The following is a 15742-nucleotide window of genomic DNA, read 5'->3' on the forward strand; positions in this document are numbered from 1 at the left end:
GGATTGACATGACGTCCGACATATCAGCGAAAAACACCGTCACCATTACCGATAACCGGACAGGTACATCGGTTGATCTGCCCGTGCTGGATGGTACGATCGGGCCATCGGTGGTGGATATTCGCAGCATCTACGCTGACACCGGGCTCTTCACCTTTGACCCTGGATTCGGGATGACCGGATCCTGCAAATCCGGGCTGACCTATATCAATGGTGAAGAAGGCCAGCTCATGCATGGGGGATATTCGATCGACGAGCTGGCGGAGAAGAGCGATTTTCTCGAAGTTGCGTATCTTCTTCTCAGCGGTGAGCTACCGACACGCGAACAGAAGAAAGAATTCGATTACGCGATCACGCATCACACCATGGTGCATGAACAGATCATGACCTTCTTCCGCGGATTCCGCCGGGATGCCCATCCCATGGCCATTCTCTGCGGGGTTACAGGTGCCCTTTCCGCCTTCTATCACGATTCAACCGATATCAACGATCCGTTGCAGCGGATGATTGCTTCCCGCCGGCTGATCGCCAAAATGCCGACACTGGCGGCAATGGCGTTCAAATATTCCCTTGGCCAGCCGTTCAACTACCCGCGCAACGATCTGAATTACGCCGAAAATTTCCTGCATATGTGCTTTGCCGTCCCGACCGAGCCATACAAGGTTGATCCGGTGCTGGCTGATGCCATGAACAAGATCCTGATCCTGCACGCGGATCATGAGCAGAACGCTTCAACCTCAACCGTCCGCCTTGCCGGATCATCCGGGGCCAATCCCTTTGCCTGTATCGCCGCCGGCATTGCCGCGCTCTGGGGACCGGCCCATGGCGGCGCGAATGAGGCGGTGCTCAACATGCTTGCCGAAATCGGTGACCGCAGCCGCATCCCCGAATATATCAAGAAAGCCCGCGACAAGGATGATCCTTTCCGGCTCTTCGGGTTCGGCCACCGGGTCTACAAGAATTTCGACCCCCGCGCCAAGGTGATGCGGGATTCCTGCCATGAGGTTCTGGGCAAGCTCGGTATTACCAATGAGCCGCTGCTCGACCTTGCCATGGAGCTGGAGGATATCGCCCTCAAGGATACGTATTTCATCGAGAAGAAACTCTATCCCAATGTTGATTTCTATTCCGGAATCATCCTCAAGGCGATGGGTTTCCCGACCTCGATGTTCACCGTCCTCTTCGCCGTGGCCCGCACCGTTGGCTGGGTTTCGCAGTGGAAAGAGATGATCGAAGACCCGCTGCAGCGGATCGGACGCCCTCGCCAGCTTTACACCGGCCCGGCGGAACGCAAATATATCCCCATCGACAAAAGATGATCAGCGGCCGAGCGCCGCGGCAAGCGCCAATGCGGCGGTAATCCCGAACCCTTCCGGACCTGCCTTGATCTCCGACATCAGGCGGCGGGATAACATTTCGGCATCAGACCTTGTATCTGCCCCGCCCAGCCCCTTGAGGGCCGCCGCCGCCATCGACGCCGGGTCAAACTCCCTGCCTAGGTAGAGCGGATAGACGTCCTGCCCCAGGATCGCATTGGGAAGGACGATCCTGTCGCGCCGGACAAACAGCGGCTGAAGCAGATGGGCGAGCGCATCACCGCGGTAATAGACGGCACCGGGAAGCCCGGCAAGGGCAGCTTCAAGCGTCACCGTGCCCGAACACATGAGCCCGAAATCCGCGGCGGCAAGCGCGAGGGGCAACTGTTTGCCCGGGATGACCTGAACACCCGGATGCCCCCGGGCCATCTCCTCAATCCGCGGAAGGACCGATGCCGCCGCCGGCACAAGGACCTGGCACCGGGGCAGATCGGCATGCAAGCGTTCACCTGCCGCGAGCATATCAGGAAGAAGCGCCTCAATCTCCTTCTGCCGGCTCCCGGGCAGGAGAAGCAGAAGCGGGGTTTGAGATTCAATCCCGAGTTCGGCCCGCGCCGAATTGCGATCCGGCAGGACCCGATCAGCCGCCGGATGCCCGACGCAAGTGACGCGGAGGCCATGATCGGCAAAATACGGCATCTCAAACGGAAAGAGACATAAAAGCTGATCAACCGATCTTGCGACCGTGGCCGCACGCCACCCCCCCCAGGCCCAGACCGTCGGCGCCACCAGATGAACAACCGGCGCAGACCAACCCAAGGCCGCCATTCTTTTGCGGAGCCGGCGGGCAAAGCGAAGAGAAAAGCCCTTATTGTCGATGGTGAGGACAAGATCAGGACGTTCAGCAAGGATCAGATCAATAAGACGGTCGGCAAGCCGCGACAGGCGCGGCAGGGATTTCACCGCCTCCCCAAGCCCCATGACGGTCAGCTCATCCATGGGATAGAGGCTGTCAAAGCCTTTCGCCATCATGGCCGCGCCGCCAATCCCCCAGGCACGCACCGGAAGATCAATCGCATCAACCCCGTCGAGGATCGCCGCCCCCAGCTGGTCGCCGGAGCTTTCCCCCGCCAGTATGAAAACCGATACATCCTTCATGTCGGCGCGATGCCCGCAATCGTCATCCCTCTTGCGGCGGCAATGGTGCGGACCTCATCTTCTTCGGCGATGAGCACCCCGCCTCTTTCAACGGCGATGATCGATATCCCAGCATCGGCCGCACGCATGAGGGTTGTTGCACCTATCACGGGCGGGTCCAGCCGGCCATCCTGATCGGGCTTGCGCATCTTGACGAGAACAGCAGGGCCAAGATCGGGATCAACCAGCGCCGCGCATCGATCGAGCATGGCATCCGTGCCTTCGGCGGCCTCAATGGCAAGAACGCGGCTGCCCTGAACCACCACCGCCTGCCCGACATCAAACGGCCCCAGCGCGGCAAGGACTTGCTGCCCTGTCCGGATGCTGTTTAACGCCGCATCATCGGGCTCGGCGCCCGCGATCAACCCTTCGCCTGCCATGACATCGGAAAGAATGGTTTTTATATCAATGACTTCCATGCCTTCTTTGGCAAATTCATCCCTGATCATTTCAAGCGCAGCGTTATCCCCTGATGCAAGAAGTTTCATCACCAGCCGGGAAGACCGCAGATCAGGGATCACCGACGCGAGCCCGGGGCGGACAAATTTGCCCGTCATGATCACCTGCCGGCAGCCTTCTTTCTTCAGGGCCTTGAGGATGGTATCAAACGCGCCGACGCGTATTTCCTCGTGGCGAAAAGCGCTATAATCGGCATCCGCCACACCGCGGAGGGCTATCACAAACACCTCCTGCCCCCGGGCCAGAGCCGCTTCCGCCACCAGTTTCGGCAAGGTCCCGGCCGCTGCAATTATCCCCAGAGTTGGCGCTGCAACGGTCATTCCGTCTACCGTTCCGGATGGCAGAGCGGTTTATCGCCGCCTTCCCTGATGAACGTGAGGATCGCGTTGACTTCCGCATCATCGCCGTAAAGACGATCGACTTCGTCGATCCGCTCGTTGAACGTGCCTTCCTGGGCGAAAAGAAGCCGGTAGGCACGGCGGATCAGCGTAACCTGATCCTTGCTGTATCCACGACGTTTCAGGCCGATCAGATTAAGCCCGGTCAGTACCGCCCGGGGGCCGAAAACCGAACCGTAGGGGATCACATCGGCGGTGACGCCGGTCATCCCGGAAATCATGGCATGCTTGCCGATGCGGACATATTGCTTGATCGCGCTGTTGCCCCCTATATAGGCGTAGTCATCGATATGCACATGGCCGCCGAGCATCGCATCATTGGTGATGATGATATTGTTGCCGAGCACGCAATCATGGGCAATGTGGCAGCCGACAAAGAAGAGATTGTTATCGCCGATCCGGGTCACCATGTTGTCGAGCGCCGTCCCCGGATGCATGGTGACATTCTCCCGGATCACGTTGTTGTTGCCGATCTCAAGCACGCTCGGCTCACCTTTATAGAGGGTATGCTGGGGCGCCTTGCCAAGAACGGCAAATGGATAGATCTCATTGCCTTTGCCGATGCTGGTATGGCCGTCAAGGACGACATGGCTGTGCAGATGGCACCCGGCGCCGATGGTAACATGCTCGCCGACCAGACAATATGGGCCGATGACGACATCATCGGCGATATCAGCGCCCTCGGCAATGAGCGCGGTGGGGTGAATCCGGCTCATCTCAGCGCCCCGGCTCAACAATCATGGCGGAAAACTCGGCGCTGGCCACGGCACGCCCGTCGATGGTAGCCTTGCCTTCGAACTTGAAGAGCATCCCCTTGCTGGCGGTATTCGTCACCTCGAGATAAAGGGTGTCGCCCGGGCGGGCCGGTGACCTGAACTTGACCTTGTCGAGGGTGGTGAAATAGACATGCTTGCCCTGGGTGTCGTCTTTGTTGCTATAGGCGATGAGCACCCCGGCTGTCTGGGCCATGGCCTCGACAATCAGCACCCCCGGCATGATGGGATGGCCCGGGAAATGCCCGGCCAGATGCGGCTCTGTACTGGTGATGGCCTTGATCCCCCTTGCCTTTTCATGGGGGACGATTTCATCCACCCGGTCGATCAAAAGAAAGGGGTGACGATGCGGGATCAACTCCAGTATGTCGGGGTGATCAAGTACGATTGATGTGTCAGCCATGCCCTAATCTCCTTTGCTTGAATCATTGCCTGTCTTGCTGCCATCACGGGGGCCGGCCTTGCCCCGGGCCAGCCGCCGCAGCGCCGCCACCTGACGGCGAAATTCAGCCGCCGGAACAGCCGGAAACCCGCCCAGCACCTGCCCGCTGCCAAAATCCCTTGTGATGCCGGTGCGTCCGGCCAGCATATTGCCGTCGCCGATACGGACATGATCCGCCATGCCGGCCTGGGCGCCGATCACGTTGTTGCGCCCGATCCGGACTCCGCCGGCAAGACCTGTCTGCCCGCAGATGATCGTGCCGTCGCCGATTTCAACGTTATGCGCGATATGTGTCTGGTTATCCACCATGACATTATCCCCGAGCACCGTATCTTCGATGAAGCCCCGGTCAATCGTCACCGAGGCGCCGATATGGCAGCGATCGCCGATCATGACCCGGCCGATATGGGGAATGACAACATTTCCTTCCTGCCTGGTGATCCCGAACCCGGTAAAGCCGATGACCGTATTGGGGCCGATATGGCAATGCGCGCCAATCCTGGCATCCATGATGGTGGTGTTTGAATCGATGGCGGTATGCGCACCGATCACGCAACCCCGGCCGATATGCACCCCGGCCCCGATCACCGTGCCTTCGCCGAGGGTGACGCCAGCGTCGATCACCGCATGGGCACTGATGCAGGCCCCCTCGCCTATATGCGCGGTATCTGCCACGACGGCCGAAGGATGAATACCGGGGGCAAGGGCTTCTTCGGGGATCATCGCACGCATGACCAGCCCAAGGGATGATTTCGGGTCCGGCACGGCAATGGTGATGACCCGGGGCGGCAGTCGATGCGCAAGATCAGGCAGGGTAAGGCAGATCAGCTGTGTATCGGAGATATGTTCAATCAGGCTTTCACGGGCAAGGAAGCAGATATCGCCTGCCCCGGCTTCTGCTGCCGCGGCGATGCCGTCAATCATCGCCTCCGCCGAGCCGTGGATCAGCTCACCCCGGACAAGATCGACGGCGGCGGCAACGCTGATGGGATCGAGTTGCGGTGATGTGCTCCCGGTCATTGCGGTACCTTGGGGGTTGTGCGGGTGATGACGAGGTTTTTTGTCCGCTCATTGAGCCGGGCCAGCGCTGAATCGGAAATATCAAGACTGGTATCGTAGATCACCGCAACCTGCCGCTGGAGGACAACGGCAAGCCCGCGCTCCTGGGCGATTTCGGAAATGATCTTGATCAGTTCCTGTTCCAGTTTTTCCTGGGCTTCGACGATGGATCTTTCAAAACTGTCCTTCTGGATCTGGATGGATTGCTGTATCCGGACCACCCGTTGTTCAAATTCGGAAAGTCGTGTGTTGAATTCCGCTTCACTCAAATTCTCGCGATCTTCGTTGAGCTTCTTTTCCGCTTCACGTAATTCGAGCTCTTCTTTCGAGACCTGTGCCTGAAAGAGCGCATTCTGCTCATCCAGCACGGCCCTGATCCTGACCATGGCATCGGACTGCTGCAATACCTGCTTCATGTCGACAACGGCGATGCCGGACGGGGCCTGCTGCGGGTCAACCTGGGCGGATGCCGCCGAAGACAGGGCAACGCACAGCATCCCCAGAACAAGTGCCAGACCTCGATATGCCTTGATCACCTTCACCCTAGAACCGTCCACCGAAGCTGAACTGGAAGACCTTGGTCTTGTCGTAGCTTTTCTTTTCAAGCGGGAAGGCCCAGATAAACGACATCGGGCCGATGGCGGTATCCCAGAGGAGGCCGTAGCCCAGCGAGCTGCGCATGCTGCTGTCATTCGCCCCGCGGACATTTGCCGGATAATCCGTCCCCCAGAGGCTGCCGATATCCGTAAAGACCGTCCAGCGGAGGCCAAGATCCTTGTCAAACCCGGCATCGGAGGTCAGGTTCAGGCTGGCGATGTAATAGTTGTTGCCGCCCACCGCCGTATCATCGCCGGTGTCACGAGGCCCGATCCCGGAGCCGCCGAAACCGCGAAGCTTGCGGCCACCGATCTGGAAGCGGTTGGACCGCGTAACTTTCTCGCCAAGCCCGTCAATAAAGCCGGTTTCCCCATCCACGCCGATCACATAGGTGCCGAAAAGAAGAGGCTTGAGATACTGGCCGCGGAGAACGGTGCTGGCATAGGTCACATCACCGCCAAGACCGGCGAGACTCTGCGTTGCCCTGAGAAGATATCCTTTCCGGGGGTCGATGCGGTTGTCCCGGGTATCCTTGGAGATGGTGTAGGAGACTTCGGAGACAAGTAGCGTGCCTTCATCCCCACTGGTCGAAGCGCTGGTGGTTGATGATGTTCGTGTTTTTGTTTCAGCCAGAAGATAGCCAACGCGATGGCGATAATTGCCTGCCGCCGAAAAGCCGAAGCCGAAATCAAACCCGCCTTTTTCGGTGGTGACGTCGGAAACCTCGCTTTCATCCTTGAAAATGTCAAAACTGCCGAGGAGATTGCGATCAAACAGATGCGGCTCGGTTATGCCGGCGCGAAAGTTTGTTTTCTTCCCGGAGACGCTGAGGCTGGCGCGTGCGCCCTTGCCTGTGCCGAGGAAATTGTTCTCGTTGATGCCGAGAGAGAGAGATCCCTGATCAAAGGTCGAATATCCAAAGCCGATGGCAAAGGTTCCGGTCGCGGTTTCTTCCACATTCATCTCAACGATCGACTGCTCTTCGCTGCTTCCCGGCTGGACGTTGACGCTCACTTTCGAGAAATATCCAAGGTTGCGGACGTTCCTCTCCGATTGCGTCAGTTTCAGCTGATTGAAACTGTCGCCTTCAACCAGTTCGAACTCACGCCGGATGACGCTGTCTAGCGTGCGGTCATTCCCCTTGATGCTGATCTCTTCGACGTAATTGCGCTGACTGGAGGCGATATTGATCATCACGTCCAGCGTTTTTGCCTCATTGTCGAGATCGAATTGCGGCGCCACGTTGACAAAAGCGTAACCCAGAGTTCCCAGCGCATTGGTAATCTCGCCCAATGTCTCTTCCATGACGCGGGTATCGTAGATCTCCCCACGTTCAAGAGTGATGTATTCTTCAAGGGCCGAGCCCTCAAGCCCTTCAATCTCCGAGTTGATCGCTACCTCAGCCACGGCATATTGATCGCCCTCACTGATCTGGAAGGTCAGCACAAAGCCGCTCCGGTCGGGCAGCAATTCCCCTGTCGCCCGGACAATGTCAATTTCGGCATACCCGTTTTCCAGGTAGAACTGGCGGAGATTCTGGGTGTCGAGCCGGAGACGCCCGGGATCATATTTGTCGTTGGCGGTGAAAAAGATATACCATTTGGTCTCACGCGACTGGATCACGCTTTTGAGTGCCCGGTCGCTGAAACGTTCATTGCCGATGAACTTGATCGCCTTGATCTTGATGAGCGGCCCTTCGTCAATCTCAAAGACCAGATCGACGCGTTTATCCGGCAACTCGATGATCTTGGGGTTGATGATCGCGGCATAGCGGCCGGACTGCCTATATACCTCCATCAGCGTGTTCTTGGTATCGAGTGCGAGTTTATCGGTGTAGACGCGGCGGGGCTTGATATTGATGATCTCAAGCAATTGTTCGTCCTTGAGCACGTCATTGCCCTCAAGGGAGATGCGATTGATGATCGGGTTTTCATCCACCGTGATGGTCAGGATACCTTCTGAAAAATCAATCATGACATCATTGAAAAGTTCGGTGTCGTAAAGCCGGCTGAGAATGGAATTCAGCTCTCTGTCTGAAAGGCTTTCCCCGACGCGGACAGCAGCGTAGGCGAGCACGGTTTCAGGATCAATCCGCTGGGCCCCCTCAACATTGATCTTTGCTACAGGCGCCGGATTGTTCTGGGCATACGTCTCCGAAGAAAGACCGGTCCATCCGATAACAGCCATGATGACAAAAAGAAAAGCCAGTTTCTTCATAACAGATCCCCATCCGCGTTCGGGAACACTATACCGATGTTCAAGGGTGCATTAAAGGCCTTTAACATTCCGAGCCGATATTCCCAAGAATATCGAAAAATGTCACCACGATGATCATGGTGATGAGAAACGCCATTCCGGCGCGCATGATCATCTCCTGCATGCGCTGATCCATCGGCCTGCCCATGAGTTTCTGGATACCGAAGAACATGAGATGGCCACCATCCAGCGCCGGTACCGGCAAGAGATTGACCAGACCGAGATTGATCGAAATCACCGCCGTGAACAGGGCAAGACTGGCAAAGCCCCTGCTCGCCGCGTGACCTGAAATCTCCGCAATCTTGACCGGCCCGCCCAATTCCCCCTTGTTGGCGTTGCCGCTGACAAGCCGGCCTATACCCCGAAGCATGGTAAAGGCCATATTGAAACTGTCATATGTCGCCAGAACCAGCGCTTCGCCCGGCCCGTATATCTTGAGCTCACCCCCCGAGGATACAACGCCGAGCCGGCCGTAATCGGTCATCAGGCAGCGATCTTCCACAATCTCAGGAATAACCGTGAGGAGCATTTTCGTGCCCCGGCGTTCCACCAGCATCTCTATCGGCTTGCCGGGACTTTCAAAGACAAAAGCTCTCAATTCCTTGAAATCCCTGACCCTGTAGCCGTTGACTTCGGTAACCACATCACCGGTCATCAGGCCAGCCTGTTCGGCGGCCCCGCCGGGCTGAATTTCACCGATCACATTGGGGATGGTCACCTTGCCGATACTGATATACATCATCGCAATGATCACTATCCCGAGGATGAAATTGGCAATCGGCCCCATGGCGACAATGAAGGCTTTTGCCCCGAGGCTGGCAGACTGGAAACTGCCTTCGATATTGTCGGCATCCGGCGACGGCGTGCTCGAGGCATCCATATCCCCTGCCATGCGGACATATCCACCAAGGGGAAGGGCTGCAAATTTCCACCTTGTGCCGTGCCGGTCCGTGAAGCCAAAAATTTCGGGCCCGAAGCCCACAGAAAATACCTCGACAACCACGCCGGATCGCCGTGCCGCCCAGAAATGACCCAGTTCATGAAAAAATACTACCGGCGTCAGAACGATGAGGAAGGTCAGGAAACTGTAGCCTATACCCATTTTTCGTTTTTCCGATCCTAGTTGTGTCCGTGGCGTTCCAGCCAATCCCTAGAAGCCTGACGTGTTAGCCGGTCAATTTCAAGGATTGATTGCATGGTAGGCTCGCCCCTGGCGTTTACTGTGTCCATCATGTGACCATTCAGCTCGGCGATATCAAGAAAACCGATCTGCCCGTTGAGAAAAAAAGACACCGCCTCTTCATTGGCGGCATTCAGTACGGCCGGAGAAAGACCGCCCCGGCGGGACGCCTCCCGCGCCATTTCAAGACAGGGAAAACGATCATTATCGGGATGTTCAAATTCAAGCGGGGGCAGGCCTGCAAGATCAAATGGCGTGCTGTTCCAGTCAAGACGTTCCGGCCAGGCCAGGGCATAGGAAATCGGCACCCGCATATCCGCCGGGCCAAACTGGGCGAGATGCGAGCCGTCGCGATAGGTCACCATGCCGTGGATGATCGAATGTCGGTGGATATAGACCCGAACGCGGTCTTCGGGCAGGCCGAAAAGCACGGCGGCTTCCAGCACCTCAAGCCCCTTGTTCATCATGGTTGCCGAATCGACCGAAATCTTCGCCCCCATCGACCAGTTGGGATGGGCCACGGCCTCAAACGGGGTGGCGGAGCGCATGGTATCAAGGTCACTTTCCCAGAACGGCCCGCCGGAGGCCGTCAGGGTGATGCTTTCCACATGGGCGGCCGAAGGATCAACCCAGGCCTGATAGACGGCGTTATGTTCGGAATCGACAGGCAGGATCGTGGCGCCGGAACGCGCTGCCTCGGCCAAAAGGAGAGACCCTGCCGTTACCAGCGATTCCTTGTTGGCGATAGCAACAATGCCAGAACGCCGGACCGCTGCCAGCGTCGGCGCAAGACCGGCCAGCCCCATAATGGCGGAAACCGTCACATCCGCAGGACGTGCGGCAAGATCAGCCACCGCATCCGGGCCGGCATGAACCTCAATGCCTGTGCCGGCAAGCGCTTCGGCAAGAGGTGCATAGCCCTCTTGATCGGCTATCGCCACATGTTGCGGTAAATATCGCCGGGCAAGGCCGCAGAGTTTCGCCACATCGCTGCCAGCGGTGAGCACGGTAATCCGGAAGCGTTCAGGAAACTGATCAACAAGTTTCAGGGTGCTTGTGCCAATTGATCCGGTGGCGCCCAAAAGGGCCAGAGTTCGCCTTTCTTCAGCCATTGAGGCCTCCTGCGGCCAGGACAATATAGAGAAACGGTGCCGCCAGAAGGTAGCCGTCAAAACGGTCGAGCAGCCCGCCATGGCCGGGAAGGATACGGCCTGAATCCTTGACCTTGTAGCGACGCTTGAACCAGGATTCGAGCAGATCTCCGCCTATTGAAAGATCTGCCATCACAAGCCCCATCAACCCTGCGCTCAACGGCGGAAACCCCAGCAGCATCCCCATCCCGACGCCTGCCAATCCCCCCCCCGCAAGACCGGCGATCGCCCCGCTCCAGGTTTTGGACGGACTGATAACCGGGGCAAGTTTCGGCCCGCCAACTGCCCGGCCGATGAAATAGGCAGCGCTGTCGGCCGCAACGACCACGGCAATCATCAGCAAAAGCCAGTCACCCCCGAGAGGATGACGGATAATACCCGTCAGCGCGAAGATAGACGCCGCGATCCCGCCTGCAACCAGCATGAACGGAAGAGACCGGCTGGTGGCGAGACTGAAAAGGCCCGCCCCGGCAAGAAACAGAAGCGCGGAGGCGTGACTGCCCGACCAGATGAAGGCAGCGGCAGGCGCAAGGCAGAGGATAATCTGAACAAGGCCAGATAGTGTCGCCAGCCCTCTTCCTGTTACCTGCACGGCTTCGGCGGCCATGATCAGGCCAAATCCGATGACAAGCGCAAGGGCAATCGCGCCGCCATGATAGATGACGGCAATGACGGGAAGCAGAAAAACCGCGGTTACAAATCGACGTCCAAGATCGGATTTTGCCGCACGCCCGGGGCTTTCATCTGCCATCAGTCTAACTCGACATGGCCTTTGCCGGCGGCGGCGTCTCATCGGCATCATCACCACCGAATCGGCGGCAGCGGCGGGCATAATCCGCAAGGATCGCGGAAAGATGATCCGGGGTGAAATCAGGCCATAGCGTATCGGTGAAGGCAAATTCCGCGTAAGCGAGATCCCAGAGCAGGAAATTGGACACCCGCTGTTCATGCCCCGTCCGGATAAGGAGATCCACCGGCGGCAGATCCTTTGTATCGAGATGCCCCTTCAGCATATCCGCGTCGATCATCGCGGGATCAATCTTACCATCCCGGGCCAGTTCAGCCAGCCGCCGGGCCGCCATGGTGATATCGGCATGACCGCCATATCCAAGGGCCACGGTGAGATTAAGTCCGTCATTGCCGCCGGTCTCAAGAACCGCATTTTCAAGCATTTGCGTGATGCTCACCGGAAACAGGCTCAAATCGCCGATAACCCGAAGGCGGATATTGTTCTGCATCAGGGTGTGAATTTTTGTTTTAAGATACCTTTCCAGAACCGACATGATGCCCCGGACCTCAATGGGTGAGCGGCGCCAGTTTTCCGTTGAAAAGGCAAAAAGGGTAAGCCATTCAACGCCTGCATCGTAGGCATGGCGGGCAATGCCCTCAATCACCGAGGAGCCATTGTCATGTCCAAACGCCGCCGGCATGGAGCGCATCCGCGCCCAGCGGCGGTTTCCGTCCATGATAACAGCGATATGCTGCGGGATGCCTGAACCTTCGTGCAATACCCTAATCCTCACACAGTCTTGATGTCTTTTTCCTTGCTGGCAAGCATGTTGTCAACCCGGGCGACGGCATCATCGGTCAGTTTCTGGATCTTGCCTTCAAGCCCGTGGCGCTCATCTTCGCCGAACTCGCCATCCTTTTCGAGTTTGCGCACATCCTCAATCGCATCGCGGCGAACATTTCGGATGGCGATCCGTGCCTGTTCGGCGTATTTGCCCGCAACTTTGGCAAGTTCCACCCGGCGTTCGGCCGAAAGGTCGGGAATAGGCAGGCGAATAAGGTTGCCTTCGGTCTGCGGGTTAAGCCCGAGATCACTTTCCCGGATGGCTTTTTCCACCGCCGAAACCATGCCCTGATCCCATACCTGCACGGTGAGCATCCGGGGCTCGGGGGCAGAGATGTTCCCCAACTGGTTGATCGGCATTTTCGAGCCATAGGCATCGACATTGACCGGATCAAGCATCGCAATCGAGGCACGACCGGTGCGCAGGCCCTGAAAATCATGTTCCAATGCCGCAACAGCACCATCCATGCGCCGGCCTGTATCAGAAAGATCAAAGGTCATGTGGGTCTCCTTTATGCTTTATGCGGTCTCATTCGTAATCACCGTGAACCTGCCCTGGTGCTTCAACACGTTTTCAAACCCGCCATGGGTTTCGATGGAAAAAACGAGGATAGGGATATCGTTTTCCCGGGCCAGCGAAATCGCCGACGCATCCATCACCGCAAGGTCGCGCGACAAGACGTCAAGAAAAGTCAGGCGATCGTAGCGTTCGGCCGCAGGATCCTTTTCCGGATCAGCGGAATATACCCCGTCAACACGGGTTCCCTTCAGGATTGCGTCGCAATTCATTTCCGTTGCCCTGAGCGCCGCGGCGGTGTCGGTGGTGAAGAAGGGATTGCCTGTCCCGGCGGCAAAAATCACCACCCGCCCCTTTTCCATATGGCGCTTTGCCCGGCGGCGGATATAGGGCTCGCATACAGCCGAGATCGGCAGGGCCGAGAGAACACGAGTATAGACATCGATATCTTCAAGGGCATTCTGCATGGCCAGCGCGTTCATCACCGTTGCCAGCATGCCCATGTAATCGCCGGTGGCACGTTCCATGCCGGAAGCGGCACCGGAAATACCACGGAAAATATTCCCGCCGCCAATCACCAGGCAGACTTCGATCCCCTGCTCGGTCACGCTTTTGACTTCACCTGCGATGCGGGCAACCATTTCCGGATCAATCCCGTAGGGCAGTTTTCCCATCAGGGATTCACCGGAAATCTTGAGCAAGACACGTTGATAATGGAAATCACTGGAAGCAGATTTACGCGATGCTACGGTTTCAGATCCTTCTGTTCCCATGATCGGCACTCCAGCTTGTTCAATTGCTGCCAGCATACACGAAGATTCCCGTGTATGCTGAAAAATTTTCAGTGATCGAGGCTAGTTGCCAAGCTGCGCGGCAACTTCAGCGGCAAAATCACTTTCTTCCTTTTCGATCCCCTCACCGAGGTTGAAGCGGGCAAAACCGGTCATGGTAATCGGTGCGCCAGCTTCCTTTGCGGCATTTTCGATCACCTTGCTGACTTCGGTTTCCCCGTCGATGACGAAGGTCTGTTCCAGCAGCACTACCTCTTTCATGAATTTCTTCATGCGGCCTTCGACCATCTTCTCGGCGATATCGGCAGGCTTGCCGGACTGGATCGCCTGGTCAACGAGGATCTGGCGTTCACGCGCCACCATTTCCGGATCAAGATCATCGGCGCTGAGGCTGGCGGGAGCGGCGGCGGCAACATGCATGGCCAGCTGCTTGCCAAGGGCGCTCAGCGCATCAGCAGAAGCCGAGGATTCAAGCGCAACAAGAACCCCGATCTTGCCAAGACCATCGGTGACGGCGTTATGCACATAGGTCACGACCGCACCTTCACCCACGCTAAGCTTGACCATCCGTCGGAGGGCCATATTCTCCCCGATCGTCGCGATCTTGTCGGTGAGCTCGTCGCCGACATTGCGCCCCGTCGAGGGGTAATCCATGGCCGCAAGTTCATCAATATCATTGGCCGAGGCGGCAAGCCCGGCAAGGGTTTTCACAAAACCCTGGAAATCCTCGTTGCGGGCAACGAAGTCGGTTTCGGAATTGACCTCGATCAAGGTGCCGACCGTGCCGGTGCTCGATACCCCGACCAGGCCTTCGCTGGCAACACGGCTGGCTTTCTTGGCCGCGGCCGAAAGACCCTTCTTGCGCAGCCAGTCAATGGCGGCATCCAGATCGCCATTTGTCTCCGTCAGGGCCTTCTTGCAATCCATCATCCCCGCGCCTGTCGCAGTTCTCAGGTCTTTCACCAGTGATGCGGTAATTGTCATAACTCTATCCTTAAGGGTTGGTAGTTTTCTTCTTTTTCAGTCAGGAAACCAATTCCCGGCCGGGGCCGGGAATTGAAGATCAGGCCTGCGGCTGGGCGTCTTCGGCCGGGGCTTCCGCGGCAGGTGCTTCGGCGGCTGGCGCTGCTTCCACCGGCTCTTCGGCAGGTGCTTCGGCGGAATCAGCGGCAACAGCGTCTTCGACTGGTGCTTCCTCGGCGCCGATGTCCACGCCTTCGCGGATCATTTCTGCCTTGAGGCCGTCAAGAACGGCGCCGGCAACAAGATCGCAATAGAGCGAGATGGCCCGCAAGGCATCGTCATTGCCCGGCACCAGGAAATCAACGCCGTCGGGATTGGCGTTGCTGTCAACGATGGCGACGACCGGAATGCCAAGGGTGTTGGCTTCGGCAACGGCAATCGCTTCCTTGTTGGTATCGATGATGAAGAGCAGATCGGGAAGACCACCCATTTCCTTGATCCCGCCAAGAGTCTTTTCCAGTTTTTCCTGTTCACGGGACAGCTGGAGAGCTTCTTTCTTGGTCAGGGCATGGACTTCATCGCTGCCAAGGCGGTGTTCGAGATCACGCAGGCGGCGAATGGACTGGGACACCGTGTTCCAGTTCGTCATCATCCCGCCAAGCCAGCGGTGATTAACGAAATACTGACCGCAGGAACGCGCCGCCTGGGCGATTGTTTCCGACGCCGCAGGCTTGGTGCCGACAAAAAGAATCCGGCCACCGCGCGCGGCGGTCTGGCTGACAATATCCAGCGCCTGATAGAGCATCGGGACGGTCTGCTGAAGATCGAGAATGTGAATGTTGTTCCTTGTGCCGAAAATATACGGCTCCATTTTCGGATTCCAGCGACGGGTATGGTGACCGAAATGAACACCTGCTTCAAGCAGCTGGCGCATGGTAAAACTTGGAAGAGGCATGAGGATACTCCTTTTCTCCGGTTGAGCCTCCATGAAGGGATGGGAGCGTTTCGCTCCACCGGAAGGTGCCTTGCTACTCGCCTATCGGAATTTGCCGACAGCACCGTCCTTCATG

At 57.6% G+C, this 15742-nt stretch carries 16 protein-coding genes; 1 reads left to right on the forward strand and 15 read right to left on the reverse strand.

Annotated features, from left to right (window positions below; translation table 11 throughout):
* The first annotated feature begins 8 nt into the window (after positions 1-8).
* Positions 9-1319 carry a citrate synthase gene (gene gltA / locus AB8880_07280; protein ID XDZ64731.1) on the forward strand — a complete coding sequence of 437 codons (1311 nt, stop codon included), beginning with the start codon at positions 9-11 and terminating at the stop codon, positions 1317-1319.
* Here gltA and lpxB read toward each other — a convergent pair whose 3' ends face one another.
* The 15 genes from lpxB to rpsB all read right to left on the reverse strand — a co-directional run bounded on the left by lpxB (position 1320) and on the right by rpsB (position 15627).
* Complete coding sequence (lpxB, locus tag AB8880_07285) at positions 1320-2474, reverse strand: lipid-A-disaccharide synthase (protein ID XDZ64732.1); 1155 nt, start codon at positions 2472-2474, stop codon at positions 1320-1322.
* Positions 2471-3292, reverse strand: coding sequence for an LpxI family protein (locus AB8880_07290; GenBank protein XDZ64733.1), 822 nt, complete (start codon positions 3290-3292; stop codon positions 2471-2473). Before AB8880_07290 ends, lpxB begins: the two co-directional genes overlap by 4 nt.
* A 5-nt stretch (positions 3293-3297) precedes the next feature.
* Complete coding sequence (gene lpxA / locus AB8880_07295) at positions 3298-4086, reverse strand: acyl-ACP--UDP-N-acetylglucosamine O-acyltransferase (GenBank protein XDZ64734.1); 789 nt, start codon at positions 4084-4086, stop codon at positions 3298-3300.
* Position 4087: 1 nt separating this feature from the next.
* Complete coding sequence (fabZ, locus tag AB8880_07300) at positions 4088-4546, reverse strand: 3-hydroxyacyl-ACP dehydratase FabZ (GenBank protein ID XDZ64735.1); 459 nt, start codon at positions 4544-4546, stop codon at positions 4088-4090.
* A 3-nt stretch (positions 4547-4549) separates the two neighbouring features.
* Complete coding sequence (gene lpxD / locus AB8880_07305) at positions 4550-5605, reverse strand: UDP-3-O-(3-hydroxymyristoyl)glucosamine N-acyltransferase (protein ID XDZ64736.1); 1056 nt, start codon at positions 5603-5605, stop codon at positions 4550-4552.
* Positions 5602-6186 carry an OmpH family outer membrane protein gene (locus tag AB8880_07310; GenBank protein ID XDZ64737.1) on the reverse strand — a complete coding sequence of 195 codons (585 nt, stop codon included), beginning with the start codon at positions 6184-6186 and terminating at the stop codon, positions 5602-5604. The genes lpxD and AB8880_07310 overlap by 4 nt, the downstream gene beginning before the upstream one ends.
* A 1-nt stretch (position 6187) precedes the next feature.
* On the reverse strand, positions 6188-8458 hold the full coding sequence (bamA, locus tag AB8880_07315; protein XDZ64738.1) for an outer membrane protein assembly factor BamA: 2271 nt from the start codon (positions 8456-8458) through the stop codon (positions 6188-6190).
* A 61-nt stretch (positions 8459-8519) separates the two neighbouring features.
* Entirely contained in the window at positions 8520-9599 is a 1080-nt protein-coding gene (gene rseP / locus AB8880_07320; GenBank protein ID XDZ64739.1) for an RIP metalloprotease RseP, read from the reverse strand.
* Between the two features lie 17 nt (positions 9600-9616).
* A complete protein-coding gene (dxr, locus tag AB8880_07325; protein XDZ64740.1) occupies positions 9617-10789 on the reverse strand; it encodes a 1-deoxy-D-xylulose-5-phosphate reductoisomerase in 1173 nt (390 codons plus the stop codon).
* Positions 10782-11579 carry a phosphatidate cytidylyltransferase gene (locus AB8880_07330; GenBank protein XDZ64741.1) on the reverse strand — a complete coding sequence of 266 codons (798 nt, stop codon included), beginning with the start codon at positions 11577-11579 and terminating at the stop codon, positions 10782-10784. The genes dxr and AB8880_07330 overlap by 8 nt, the downstream gene beginning before the upstream one ends.
* Before the next feature lie 4 nt (positions 11580-11583).
* Positions 11584-12336, reverse strand: a complete 753-nt coding sequence (uppS, locus tag AB8880_07335) for a polyprenyl diphosphate synthase (protein ID XDZ64742.1) — start codon at positions 12334-12336, stop codon at positions 11584-11586.
* Positions 12337-12347: 11 nt separating this feature from the next.
* On the reverse strand, positions 12348-12902 hold the full coding sequence (gene frr, locus AB8880_07340; GenBank protein ID XDZ64743.1) for a ribosome recycling factor: 555 nt from the start codon (positions 12900-12902) through the stop codon (positions 12348-12350).
* Positions 12903-12920: 18 nt separating this feature from the next.
* The gene (gene pyrH / locus AB8880_07345) at positions 12921-13592 is read right to left on the reverse strand and encodes a UMP kinase (protein XDZ67043.1); all 672 of its coding nucleotides are present in this window, start codon (positions 13590-13592) and stop codon (positions 12921-12923) included.
* A 180-nt stretch (positions 13593-13772) separates the two neighbouring features.
* Positions 13773-14693 carry a translation elongation factor Ts gene (gene tsf / locus AB8880_07350; protein XDZ64744.1) on the reverse strand — a complete coding sequence of 307 codons (921 nt, stop codon included), beginning with the start codon at positions 14691-14693 and terminating at the stop codon, positions 13773-13775.
* 79 nt (positions 14694-14772) lie between these two features.
* Positions 14773-15627, reverse strand: a complete 855-nt coding sequence (gene rpsB, locus AB8880_07355) for a 30S ribosomal protein S2 (protein ID XDZ64745.1) — start codon at positions 15625-15627, stop codon at positions 14773-14775.
* Positions 15628-15742: the final 115 nt, after the last annotated feature.

It is taken from the genome of Alphaproteobacteria bacterium LSUCC0684 (genome assembly GCA_041228335.1).
GTDB lineage: Bacteria > Pseudomonadota > Alphaproteobacteria > Puniceispirillales > UBA1172.

Bases quoted from the DNA above. Each gene is read 5' to 3' on its own strand.
- gltA (XDZ64731.1), top strand. From the start codon at position 9: ATGACGTCCGACATATCAGCGAAAAACACCGTCACCATTACCGATAAC.
- lpxB (XDZ64732.1), bottom strand. From the start codon at position 2,474: ATGAAGGATGTATCGGTTTTCATACTGGCGGGGGAAAGCTCCGGCGAC.
- AB8880_07290 (XDZ64733.1), bottom strand. From the start codon at position 3,292: ATGACCGTTGCAGCGCCAACTCTGGGGATAATTGCAGCGGCCGGGACC.
- lpxA (XDZ64734.1), bottom strand. From the start codon at position 4,086: ATGAGCCGGATTCACCCCACCGCGCTCATTGCCGAGGGCGCTGATATC.
- fabZ (XDZ64735.1), bottom strand. From the start codon at position 4,546: ATGGCTGACACATCAATCGTACTTGATCACCCCGACATACTGGAGTTG.
- lpxD (XDZ64736.1), bottom strand. From the start codon at position 5,605: ATGACCGGGAGCACATCACCGCAACTCGATCCCATCAGCGTTGCCGCC.
- bamA (XDZ64738.1), bottom strand. From the start codon at position 8,458: ATGAAGAAACTGGCTTTTCTTTTTGTCATCATGGCTGTTATCGGATGG.
- rseP (XDZ64739.1), bottom strand. From the start codon at position 9,599: ATGGGTATAGGCTACAGTTTCCTGACCTTCCTCATCGTTCTGACGCCG.
- dxr (XDZ64740.1), bottom strand. From the start codon at position 10,789: ATGGCTGAAGAAAGGCGAACTCTGGCCCTTTTGGGCGCCACCGGATCA.
- AB8880_07330 (XDZ64741.1), bottom strand. From the start codon at position 11,579: ATGGCAGATGAAAGCCCCGGGCGTGCGGCAAAATCCGATCTTGGACGT.
- frr (XDZ64743.1), bottom strand. From the start codon at position 12,902: ATGACCTTTGATCTTTCTGATACAGGCCGGCGCATGGATGGTGCTGTT.
- pyrH (XDZ67043.1), bottom strand. From the start codon at position 13,592: ATGGGAAAACTGCCCTACGGGATTGATCCGGAAATGGTTGCCCGCATC.
- tsf (XDZ64744.1), bottom strand. From the start codon at position 14,693: ATGACAATTACCGCATCACTGGTGAAAGACCTGAGAACTGCGACAGGC.
- rpsB (XDZ64745.1), bottom strand. From the start codon at position 15,627: ATGCCTCTTCCAAGTTTTACCATGCGCCAGCTGCTTGAAGCAGGTGTT.